The sequence below is a fragment of the Kitasatospora sp. NPDC056783 genome (assembly GCF_042789895.1).
Classification (GTDB): Bacteria; Actinomycetota; Actinomycetes; order Streptomycetales; family Streptomycetaceae; genus Kitasatospora.
Map to the genome: position 1 here is coordinate 1 of NZ_JBHUAF010000302.1, position 10,552 is coordinate 10,552.

At 73.8% G+C, this 10,552-nt stretch carries 9 protein-coding genes; 3 read left to right on the forward strand and 6 right to left on the reverse strand.

Features of this window, described 5'->3' with window-relative positions; translation table 11 throughout:
• On the reverse strand, positions 1-487 hold a 487-nt coding region (locus tag ACFRMQ_RS30835), incomplete at its 3' end, for a maleylpyruvate isomerase family mycothiol-dependent enzyme (protein ID WP_380733989.1).
• 186 nt (positions 488-673) lie between these two features.
• Between ACFRMQ_RS30835 and ACFRMQ_RS30840 the strand changes: the two genes are divergently transcribed.
• Positions 674-1,429, forward strand: a complete 756-nt coding sequence (locus tag ACFRMQ_RS30840) for an acyltransferase (RefSeq protein WP_380733990.1) — start codon at positions 674-676, stop codon at positions 1,427-1,429.
• 104 nt (positions 1,430-1,533) lie between these two features.
• Here the strand turns inward: ACFRMQ_RS30840 and ACFRMQ_RS30845 are convergent, their stop codons facing one another.
• Positions 1,534-2,106, reverse strand: a complete 573-nt coding sequence (locus tag ACFRMQ_RS30845; RefSeq protein ID WP_380733991.1) for a HutD family protein — start codon at positions 2,104-2,106, stop codon at positions 1,534-1,536.
• Positions 2,107-2,193: 87 nt separating this feature from the next.
• Positions 2,194-3,411 (reverse strand): MFS transporter, encoded by a 1,218-nt coding sequence (locus ACFRMQ_RS30850; RefSeq protein ID WP_380733992.1) that lies wholly within the window; start codon positions 3,409-3,411, stop codon positions 2,194-2,196.
• Positions 3,412-3,503: 92 nt separating this feature from the next.
• On the opposite strand from ACFRMQ_RS30850, the gene ACFRMQ_RS30855 reads away from it, so the two are divergent.
• The gene (locus ACFRMQ_RS30855; RefSeq protein ID WP_380733994.1) at positions 3,504-4,784 is read left to right on the forward strand and encodes an ROK family protein; all 1,281 of its coding nucleotides are present in this window, start codon (positions 3,504-3,506) and stop codon (positions 4,782-4,784) included.
• A 170-nt stretch (positions 4,785-4,954) separates the two neighbouring features.
• Positions 4,955-6,073 carry a PLP-dependent cysteine synthase family protein gene (locus ACFRMQ_RS30860; protein WP_380733995.1) on the forward strand — a complete coding sequence of 373 codons (1,119 nt, stop codon included), beginning with the start codon at positions 4,955-4,957 and terminating at the stop codon, positions 6,071-6,073.
• Between the two features lie 145 nt (positions 6,074-6,218).
• On the opposite strand, the gene ACFRMQ_RS30865 is transcribed toward ACFRMQ_RS30860, so the two are convergent.
• From ACFRMQ_RS30865 to ACFRMQ_RS30875, 3 genes are all read right to left on the reverse strand, one after another.
• Positions 6,219-6,530, reverse strand: coding sequence for a DUF6191 domain-containing protein (locus tag ACFRMQ_RS30865; protein ID WP_380733996.1), 312 nt, complete (start codon positions 6,528-6,530; stop codon positions 6,219-6,221).
• A 48-nt stretch (positions 6,531-6,578) separates the two neighbouring features.
• Positions 6,579-9,077 carry a right-handed parallel beta-helix repeat-containing protein gene (locus ACFRMQ_RS30870; protein ID WP_380733997.1) on the reverse strand — a complete coding sequence of 833 codons (2,499 nt, stop codon included), beginning with the start codon at positions 9,075-9,077 and terminating at the stop codon, positions 6,579-6,581.
• A gap of 459 nt (positions 9,078-9,536) precedes the next feature.
• On the reverse strand, positions 9,537-10,412 hold the full coding sequence (locus ACFRMQ_RS30875) for an MOSC domain-containing protein (RefSeq protein WP_380733998.1): 876 nt from the start codon (positions 10,410-10,412) through the stop codon (positions 9,537-9,539).
• Positions 10,413-10,552: the final 140 nt, after the last annotated feature.

The window sequence follows — 10,552 nt, forward strand, 5'->3', positions numbered from 1 at the left end:
CCATGAGGCCGCTCACCAGTTCGTCGATGCCGTCCACGGCGAGCGCGGTGTCCACGGCCGGTCCGGGCACCCCGGCGGCAGCGTCGGCGTCGTGGCGGTGGATGGCGGTCTCGTGCGCCTGGCGCCTGGCCCAGAACGCCAGCGGGCTCGTCGAGGGCAGGAAGGTCCAGCACTCGACATCGGCCGGTGTCGAGGAGAGCGTCTCCACCACCGCGGCGTGGCCCTCGCGGTACCAGTCGAGCAGCGCGTCGTCCGAGGGCACCGGCCCGACGGCGGCGTACTCGCCCGCCTGGCCGGGCCGCTCCCGCAGCCCCTGGCCGACGATGGAAGCGGCCCAGCGGTGGACGGAGCCGATGTGCCGCAGCAGGTCCGCCAGTTGCCACTTCGGACAGGTCGGTACGGGGGCGGACAGGTCTGTGCGAGCCGCGGCGTCGGCGAGCAGGGTGCCCTCGCGGCGCAGCGCGTCGATGTGATCGGTGATCTCCATGGGGCGGAGTCTTCCATCGATGCCGGCTGCCGGCCGTGGGTTTCGGGCATTTATTCGGATGGTCCGGGGGCGGGCGCCTCCCCGCGCGGACGGGCGCCGCCCTGTTGCGGGCGAGGGTGGACGCGGCCGCTGTGATGTCGGACTCCCGACGGACGGGCGTACCCTACGGGCCGGTAACGTGAGCGCATGCCGATAACCCGTTCCCTCGTCTCAGCCGTCCGGGCCGGCGGCCGTCGCGCCGCCGGACGCCTCGTTCACCGGGGCTGGCGCTGGATGCAGCGGACCGGCGCGGTCACCAACCTCAGCCCCGGCCCGTACCGGTTCGGCGAGCTGGGCGACGGCACGAGCCTCGCGTTCCCGCTCGGGGCGGTTTTCAACGAGCAGTGGATCACCATCGGACCGTTCTCGATCATCGGCGAGCGGGTCACCATCAGCGCCGGGTTCCTGCCCGGGCTCGACCTCGGGCCGGAGCCGATCGTGCGGATCGGCGGCGGCTGCGTGATCGGCCGGGACAGCCACATCGTCGGCCACCAGTCGATCGTCATCGGTGACGACGTGTGGACCGGGCCCGGCGTCTACATCAGCGACCAGGCGCACGAGTACCGGGACACCGAGCTGCCGATCGGCAAGCAGTGGCCGCGCAACGAACCGGTGGAGATCGGGGCGGGCAGCTGGATCGGCACCGGTGCGGTGATCCTGCCGGGTGCCCGGATCGGGCGCAACGTGGTGGTCGCCGCGGGGGCGGTGGTGCGCGGCGAGGTGCCCGACCACAGCGTGGTCGCCGGCGCCCCGGCCAAGGTGGTGCGCCGCTGGACCGAGGACGAGGGCTGGCAGCCGCCGCTGCGCCACGACGCTCCGCAGCCGGTGCCGGACGGTGTGACGGCGGAGCAACTGCGGGCGCTGGTCGGGTGGGACCTCCGGCTGCCGGGCGAGCGGGGCTGAGGAGGCTTCCCGCCCCTGACGAGAAGTCGGATCGGCCGGGTGTGTGCCCCATGTCGGGTGCGGCGGTGCGGCCGGTTCGTTCTCCTCGGCCCGTAGGGCGGTCGTCAGCGCGTGGAGCGCAACGCGACGATGGCGGTGGTGCCGTCCGGACGCAGTGCGTGGGTGCCCGGGGTGTCGAGCAACGCGGCGTCGTGGCGTCCGAGTTCGAGGCTGTCGACGGTGACGGTGCCGGCGAGACAGACCAGGAGGGCGGTGGTTCCGTCCGGGAGGTCGAGTGCGGTGTCCGAGGTCGTCAGGTCCACCGTGGCCTCGACCCGCCCGCGGCGCGTCATCACGTTGAAGTCCACCACCGGGCCGGCCGACAGCCGGCAGTCGGTGATGGCGTCGCCGGAGAACGCGAAGGGGCGGAACGGTGCGTCGACCAGGTACTCGGTGCCGTCCACGGTGAGCGTCATGCCGGCGCCCTCGACCAGGGTGATCACCCGGTCGATGCCGGGGAACGGGGAGAACGGCCCGGCCTCGGCGACATCCGCGAGGCTGACCCGCCAGTCGAAGGCGTCGAGCCCGGCGTCGGCCGGGAACCCGGCGACCTCCCTGGTCACCCCGCCCCCGTTGAGCCACGCCGTCGCCGGGCGCTCACTCGCCCGCAGTACCTGGAAGCGCTCGCTGGTGGTCATGGGCCCGCATCCTGCCACATGACGGCTGACAGATGACAGATGACAGATTTCAACATCTGTCATCTGTCAGCCGTTGCTTGTCATCTGTCACCCGCTGCCGTCACCGGCCGCCCACCGTCCGCCGCCCCGTCGTCCGGCCGCGAGCGGCAGCAGCGCCGCCACGGTGGCCGCGACCGTGACCGTGGTGAGGGCCAGGGGTAGTCCGGCCTCGTCGGCGAGGAAGCCGATCACCACCGGACCGATCAGCATTCCCCCGTAACCGAGGGAGGAGGCGAACGCCACCCCCTGCGGGCCGCCCGCCGCACCGGCCCGGGCCATGGCGAGCGGGAAGAGGTTGGCCAGGCCGAGCCCGACCAGGACGAACCCGCTGATCGCCACCGGCGCCACCGGAGCCAGGGCGGCGATCAGCATGCCGACCCCCGCCGTCAACCCGCCGAACAGCATCAACCGGGTCTGGCCGAGCCGGATGGACAGCCAGGTGCCGCCGACCCGCCCGCCGGCCATCGCGAACGCGTACGCGCCGTACCCGGTGGCAGCCACCACGGAACTCGCGTGGACGTCGTCGGTGAGGTGCAGCGTGGTCCAGTCGGCGATCGCGCCCTCGCCGTACGCGGTGCACAGCGCGGTGAGGCCGAGGAACAGGACGAACAGCCGGGTGTGCCCACGGGGCGGACCCCAGTCGGCACCCGCGCCTCCGGGCCGTCCTGCCGCATGATCCGCCCGTGCGGGTGTGACCGCGGCCGCCGCCGGGCCGCGCAGCAGGACGACGCCCGCGCCGACGGTGACGGCCATGCCGAGCGCGGCGCTGAGCGCGAGTGCCCAGGCGGTGCTCAGCGGCCCGGCGAGCAACCCGCTGACGCCGGTGCCGACCAGCCCGCCGAAGCTGTACCCGGCGTGGAAACTGGGCATCACGGGCCGCCGCAGCTGCGCGACCAGGTCGACGGCGGCGCTGTTCATCGCGACGTTGGCCCCGCCGTACCCGGCGCCGAACAGCAGTAGCACTCCGCCGAGCGTGGTGACCGAGTGGGCGTGCGCGGGCAGGGGCACGGCCAGACTGAGCAGGGCGAGCGAGGCGACGGTCACCGGGCGCGAGCCGTACCGCAGACAGAGCCGGCCGATCAGCGGCATGGTGAGGACGGCGCCGATCGACAGGCAGAGCAGCGCGAGCCCGAGGGCTCCGTGGGAGGCGCCGACCTGGCTGCGGACGTCCGGGATGCGGACGACCCAGGCGGCGAAGAGGAAGCCGTCGACGGCGAAGAACGCGGTGAGGGCGACACGGGCCGGCCGCCAGGGGCTGTCGGTCACCGGGGGTGTGCTGCGAGACTGGGAGGCGGGTTCGTCGGGGCGACTACGTGGACCAATTTTGTTTCGAAGCGACACAAAGTCACAATAGGGGCGTGCAGCTCTCACCATCAAGCCCGAGGCCCGGTACCGGAAACGACTTCGACGCGCAGCGCGACAGCCACCGCCGCGCGGCTCCCGACCGGGGCCGGACGCTGCTCGGCCCGGCGCTCTCCCTGATCCACACGGGCCAGACGCCGACCCGCTCGGCGCTCACCCGCGCCCTGGACGTCACCCGGGCCACCGCCGGCGCGGTCACCGCCGAACTCGAGGCGCTCGGTCTGATCGCCGTCGACTCGCGCCCGGCCGGCGGTGGCCGCGGACGCCCCTCGCACCGGCTCGCGATCGACCCGCGGGGCCCGGTCGTGATCGCCGGGCAGATCCACGCCGACGGACTGAGCGTCACCCTGGCCGGCCTCGGCGGACTGCTCGACCCGCCCGTCCACCTGCCGCTGCCCGCCGCGACCGACCCCGTTCGGATGCTGCGCGCCGTCGCGGTGGCGGGCGCCGAGCTCGCCCGCGCGAGCGACCGCCGCTGCCTGGGCGCCGCACTCGCGCTGCCCAACCCGGTCACCGAACCGGACGGCGCCGCCCTCGCCGCGCTGCACTTCGCCTGGCCCAGCGGCACACCGGTCGCCGACCTGTACGACGTCGAGGTCGGCCGGGCCGACCACGGCCCGAACGCGCTGCGCCCGCTGCCCACCGCGGTCGCCAACGACGCCAACCTGGCCGCGCTCGCCGAGTACCGGCACGGGGCCGGCCGCGGCGCCCGCCACCTGTTGTTCGTCACCTCCGGCCACAGCGGCGTCGGTGGCGCGCTGGTGATCGACGGCCATCTGCACACCGGCAGCGCCGGCCTCGCCCTGGAGGTCGGCCACCTCGCCGTCGACCCGCAGGGCCGGCTCTGCAGGTGCGGAAACCGCGGCTGCCTCAACTCCGAGACCGGCCCCGACGCGCTGTTCGCCGCGGCCGGACTCGCCCCCGAGCCGGGCCGCCCGTTGCTCGACCAGGCGCGCGAGCTGTGCCGGGCGGCCGCGACGGACGACCGCGCGCGGGCGGCGGTGGAGCACGTCATCGACCGGCTCGGGCTCGGCCTCGCCGGCGTCGTCAACATCCTCAACCCCGACCGGGTGGCCCTCAGTGGGCTGCACCTCGACCTGCTGGAGGCCGCGCCCGACCGTCTGCGGTCGGTGGTCGCCGAGCGCAGCCTGTGGGGGCGCAGCGGCCGGGTGCCGATCGTCGGCGCGGAGCTGGTGGACGGCGCGCTCGCGGGAGCGGCCGAGCTGGGCTGGGGGCCGTACCTGGTGGACCCGCAGTCGGTGCCGGCCCTGCCCTGACGGCGAGTGGTCCTGCCTTGACGGCGGTGGCTCTGCTCTGACGGCGGTGGCCCGGACGCGATGGCGCCGAAGGCGATAAGCGGAAGCTGGCTCATCGAAAAAAGTTACTTATCGTGACTCTCCTACACTCGTAGTGAGCACCAGGGTTCACCGCGAGGGAGACAGTCAGCATGAGCACCCACCCCGGCATCGAGCCGACCGTCGACGTCGACCGCTCCGACCCGGAGTACCGTGCCTGGCTCAAGGAAGCGGTGCGCAAGGTCCAGGCCGACGCCAACCGGTCCGCCGACACCCACCTGCTGCGCTTCCCGCTGCCCGCGGAGTGGGGGATCGACCTGTACCTCAAGGACGAGTCCACCCATCCGACCGGCTCGCTCAAGCACCGCCTGGCCCGCTCGCTGTTCCTCTACGGGCTCTGCAACGGCTGGATCCGGCCCGGCAAGCCGGTGATCGAGGCCTCCAGCGGCTCCACCGCCGTCTCCGAGGCGTACTTCGCCCAGCTCGTGGGCGTGCCGTTCATCGCCGTGATGGCCAAGAGCACCAGCCAGGCCAAGATCGATCTGATCCAGTTCCACGGCGGCGAGTGTCACCTGGTGGAGCGTCCGGACGAGGTGTACGAGGCGTCGGCCAGGCTCGCCGAGGAGACCGGCGGGCACTACATGGACCAGTTCACCTATGCCGAACGGGCCACCGACTGGCGCGGCAACAACAACATCGCCGAGTCGGTCTTCGCCCAGCTGCGCCTGGAGCCGCATCCCGAGCCGGCCTGGATCGTGGCCACCGCCGGCACCGGCGGAACCTCGGCGACGATCGCCCGGTACGTGCACTACATGCAGTACGACACCCGGATCTGTGTCGCGGACCCGGAGAACTCCTGTTTCTTCGACGGCTGGGTGCGGCGCGACCCGGACGCCGTCTGCGAGAGCGGCTCGCGGATCGAGGGCATCGGACGGCCGCGGATGGAGCCGAGTTTCGTCCCAGGGTCGATCGACCGGATGATGAGGGTGCCGGACGCCGCGTCGATCGCGACGGTGCGGGTGCTGGAGCGGGTGCTCGGCAAGAAGGCGGGAGCCTCCACCGGAACGGGCCTCTGGAGCGCGCTGCGGATCGTCGCCGAGATGCGGGAGGCCGGGCGGACGGGCAGCGTGGTCGGTCTGATCTGCGACCCGGGGGACCGTTACCTGGACAAGTACTACTCGGACGACTGGCTGGCGGGCGAGCGGATCGACATCGCGCCCTACCGTGCGGCACTGGAGTCCTTCCTGGCCGGCGGGCCCTGGGTGGGCTGACCCGGCGCCGACCGGGAGTCCGGGCGGCGAAGGGCGAACGGCGAACAGATGACGGCTGACAGATGACAGATGACAGCGAACAGAATCTGTTATCTGTTCGCTGTCATTCGTCATTCGTCATTCGTCATTCGTCAGCCGTCAGCCGTCACCGCCGGATCACCGCCCGCCCGCCCGCGAGGTCGATCCCCGTACGCTTCGGCGCGCCGTCGTGCTCGTCGTCCCGCAGCACCAGCTCCACCCGCCGCTGCTCCAGCTGCACCCGCTTGCCCGGATAGAGCAGCGCGTGCAGCTCCTCGGTCGCGGTCGCCCCCACGCCGCGCCCACCGCTCGGCGTCGAGAGCCCGGTCGCCGCCGGACGGGTGCGCAGCCGCCGGACCACCGCCGCGAGGAAGAACACCGCGACCAGTCCGGCCGGCAGCAGCAACCCGCCCGCCGCGCCCGTCAGAAGTACGCCCATGTCCGCCTCAACGGCCCGGCACGGCAGGTGAGTTCCCCCGCCGTCGCGCTACGGCAGCGACGCCGTGGGCAAGTCCGCCGGGACGAGCAGCTGGAGCTCCTCCGTGGACGGGTCGGCGAGGTGGGCGACCCGCACCGCGTGCCGCTCGACCATGGTCTCGAAGACCTGCCGCGCGGTGCGCCCGTTGCCGAAGTTGGGGCCGCGCTCCAGCCCGCCGAAGTGTTCCAGCAGCGCCTGCTCGGTCTCCTCGGAGAGCGCGTACTCGTGCTCCGCGCACTGCGCCCGGGCGATCTCCAGCAGTTCGTCCGCCGTGTAGTCCGGGAACCCGATGGTGCGGGAGAAGCGGGACGACACGCCGGGGTTGGCGGACAGGAAGCGCTCCATCTCGGCGGTGTAGCCCGCGACGATGACGACCACCTCGTCCCGGTGGTCCTCCATCAGCTTGACCAGGGTGTCGATCGCCTCGCGTCCGAAGTCTCGGGCCCCGTCCTCGGGCGCGAGCGCGTACGCCTCGTCGATGAAGAGCACCCCGCCGCGCGCCCGGTCGAAGGCGGCCGCGGTGCGGATCGCGGTGGATCCGATGTGCTCGCCGACCAGGTCCACCCGGGCCACCTCGACCAGGTGCCCGCGCTGGAGCACCCCGAGCGAGGCGAGGATCTCGCCGTAGAGCCGGGCGACGGTGGTCTTGCCGGTGCCCGGTGCGCCGGTGAAGACGAGGTGCCGGCGCAGCGAGGGCGCCTTGAGCCCGGCCTGGCGGCGGCGTCGGCCGACCGAGATCAGGTCGATCAGCGTGCGCACCTCCTGCTTCACCGTGGCCAGTCCGACCAGCGAGTCCAGTTCGGCGAGCGCTTCCTCGGCCGGCCGGCAGTCCGGGATCGGCGCGATCGCCGCCGAAGCCGTCGCGGACGACGTCAACGCCGCCGCGGCCGCGGTCAGTTGGGACGATCTCGGCGCCGGCACCTCGGCGGCTCCGAACGCCGGCGGCAGCCTGGGCCCGCGCCCGGAGGAGGGGCCGGAACCGAGTCCGGGGCCAGACCCCGTCCCGCCACCGGGAGCGGTGGAAGCCGGAGCGGTGCCGACATCGTCCGAGGTGCAGCCTTCCGCGACCGGTCCCGGCTCGGAGAACTCGAACCCGGCCCGCTGGTTGTGCTCCGCCCGGCACCGGATGAGCTGCGTCCGGCAGCCGTCGATGATGTGGAAGCCGAAGCCCTTGCCCTGGGAGACCCGGCAGTCCTCGAAGGTGCCGCGCCCCTGTGCGGAGACGTACACCCCGGCGTCCGTGCTGGCCCGTACGGTGCAGTCGCGCAGCACCGGGTCGGCGCCCTTGGTGACGATCACACCGGTGGCCACGTCGGAGATCTCGCAGTCGGTGAGCAGCCCGCCGCTGCCGTGGTCGCGGAACCAGAGCCCGGTGCCCGCCTCCTGTACCCGGCAGGAGGCCAGGGAGACGGTGGCTCCGCCGCTGACCGAGACGGCCGAGCTGCGGATGCGGCTGAACGAGCAGCCCTCGGCAGTGGCGGCGGAGTCCCGGTCGAGGACGAACAGGGCGTCCGGCAGGTCGTGCAGCGAGCAGTCGGTGAGGGTCAACCGGGCGCCGTCGCTGACCCACAGGGCGGGGTACTCGCCGGTCGAGCCGTGGATCTGGCAGGACTCGGCGACGGCCTCCGTGCCCTGGTCCCAGACCGAAAGCGCCCCGCGTCCGAAGTCCCGGACGGTGCTGTTCGCGAGGCTCAGCCGGGCGCGTCCGCGCAGGTCCGCGCCGTTCTCCGGCAGGTCGTGCACCCGGCAGCCGGTGAGCACCAGCTCGGCCTCGCCGTCCAGGGTGAGGCCGTTGCCGGTGACCCGGTGGATCTCGCAGTCGACCAGCCGCCCGCCCGCCTGCGCCTCGGCCTGGACGCCGCTGCCGCGGATCTCGTAGATCTCGCAGCCGGTCAGCTCGGCCGCGCTGCCGGGGTCGGAGAGCAGGACGCCGGCGCCGGAGGCGTGGTGGACGCGGCAGCGGTCCAGTGCCGCGGTGGCGCCGCCGAGGACGGCCAGTCCGGCCTGTCCGGCGGCTGCGACCTCGCAGTCCTCGAACGCGGCGGCGGTGTCCTCGCCGCGCAGCCGGAGCCCGAGCCCGCCCGGGTTGGTGACGACGCAGCCGCGAAGGGTGGGCCGGGCGCCGCCGGTGACCTCGACGCCGGTGGCCGAGCGGGTCTCGATCCGGCAGCCGCTGAAGGCCGGAGCCGCCTGAGGCCCGGTGATCAGGACGGCCGGGGTGGAACTGTCGCCGCCCTCGACCACCAGGTCGCGCACGGTCGCGGCGGCGGTCACCGTGAGCGCGACCCCGGAGGGCGGGTCGATCCGGACCGTCCCCGGTCCCTGGGCCGGGACGATCGTCACCGGCTTGTCCACCAGCACGTTCTCCCGGAAGGTGCCCGGTCGGACGGTCACGGTGTCGCCCGGTTCGGCGGCCGCGAGGGCCTCCGCGAGCGTGTCGTACTCGCCCGCCCGGCGACGCCAGCGGGATGCGCTGTCCTGGGTGACCCGGACCCTGTGCTCAGCCATGACGGTCTGTCGTCCCCACCTTCGTCGAGCCGGCGATCAACGGGCCGAACGCGCGGGGGTGCGCGGGCCGTCCGCCCACCGTAGCGCGCCCACGCGGGTGGTCCGGCCGCCCGCGGTCGCGCGGACACCGGCGGCGCTCACCGGCGCCACAGGTTCCGACCACTTGTTTCAACGAGCACGCACGACGGTGGTTCCGTCCGGACGCGCCGGTTCCAGAGCGCGGCGCGTGCTCGGCGCCGGTCCGGGGGCCGGCGCGCCCCGCCGATCGGCGCGAGCGGTCGGCGCGAGCGGTCGGGGCGAGCGGTCGGGGCGCGGCCGACGCGGGGCGCCGGCCGGTGTCCGGTCGGCCTCCGGGGAGCGAACCGGGCGCGGGCCGCCCCGCGCGGGACGAACCGGCCACCCGGTGCGGGCCGTCGGCCGCGGAGCCGGGCCGGTCCCGCACCCCTGCCGTCCGCACGCTCAGTTCCCGTCGGCGGGCCAGTGCGCCCCGTCCTCCAGCACCTCGACCTCGTCGCCCAGTCGCAGCGTGCCGAGCGCGTCGCCCTCGACGCCGGCCGGCCGCTCGGGGATCAGGTTCTGCCCGAACGCGGCCTTGCGCAGCAGCCGGTGGTGCCGGGCCAGGGTGCGCAGCGGCTCCTTGCCGCGCCGCTCGCCGGTCTCCTGGTCGGTGGTGGTGACCACGCAGCGGCCGCACGGCTTGACCACCCTGAAGGTGACCGCGCCGATCCGGATCCGGCGCCAGGTGTCCTCGGCCCACGGCTCGGCGCCGCCGATCACCGCGTTCGGACGGAAGCGCTCCATCGGCAGGGTCTCGTGGCCGTCCGGATTCTCGGCGGCGATCAGCTCGTTGAGCCGGTCGAGCGAGGCGGTGGTGGTGAGCAGCAGCGGGAAGCCGTCGGCCATCGAGACCTTGTCGTCGGGCTCCCCGTACTCGGGGTCGACCGGCCGGGCCCGCGGGTCGTCCAGGTGTACCAGGCGGTAGTCGCCGAGGTGCTCGGCGATCCACCGGTGTGCTTCCTCGGTGGCCTCGGCGGCGCGGAAGCGGGTGCCCCAGACCTCGACCTCGGCGAGTGGGCCGCCGGCCGCGACGGTGGGGGCCGGGACCTCGATCCGGGAGCCGTCGGGGGCGGTCAGGGTGAGGACGCCCTCGGGCAGCAGCCCGGCCCGGATCTGCCCGAGGGCCGGGTTCTCGCGCTGGCTGACGAAGCGTCCCGTCGGGTCGGCGAGCATCCAGCGGCGGTCTCCGGCCAGACCCCAGGGCTGTACCACGGCGTCGTCCGGGCTCAGGCGGTACATGGACTTGACGGGGTAGACGTGGAGTCCGGTGAGCTGCATTCTCCCATCCTGCCAGTCTGGTCCCGACCGGCCCGAAGGGCCCCGTATGCGCACGGACCGCCCGGGACGCCGTGGGGGCGTTCCGGGCGGTCCGTGGATGACCCGTTTCTCCGTTCGCCCGGCGTACGGGGGGCGCCGGG

Bases quoted from the DNA above. Each gene is read 5' to 3' on its own strand.
- ACFRMQ_RS30840 (WP_380733990.1), top strand. From the start codon at position 674: ATGCCGATAACCCGTTCCCTCGTCTCAGCCGTCCGGGCCGGCGGCCGT.
- ACFRMQ_RS30845 (WP_380733991.1), bottom strand. From the start codon at position 2,106: ATGACCACCAGCGAGCGCTTCCAGGTACTGCGGGCGAGTGAGCGCCCG.
- ACFRMQ_RS30860 (WP_380733995.1), top strand. From the start codon at position 4,955: ATGAGCACCCACCCCGGCATCGAGCCGACCGTCGACGTCGACCGCTCC.
- ACFRMQ_RS30865 (WP_380733996.1), bottom strand. From the start codon at position 6,530: ATGGGCGTACTTCTGACGGGCGCGGCGGGCGGGTTGCTGCTGCCGGCC.
- ACFRMQ_RS30870 (WP_380733997.1), bottom strand. From the start codon at position 9,077: ATGGCTGAGCACAGGGTCCGGGTCACCCAGGACAGCGCATCCCGCTGG.
- ACFRMQ_RS30875 (WP_380733998.1), bottom strand. From the start codon at position 10,412: ATGCAGCTCACCGGACTCCACGTCTACCCCGTCAAGTCCATGTACCGC.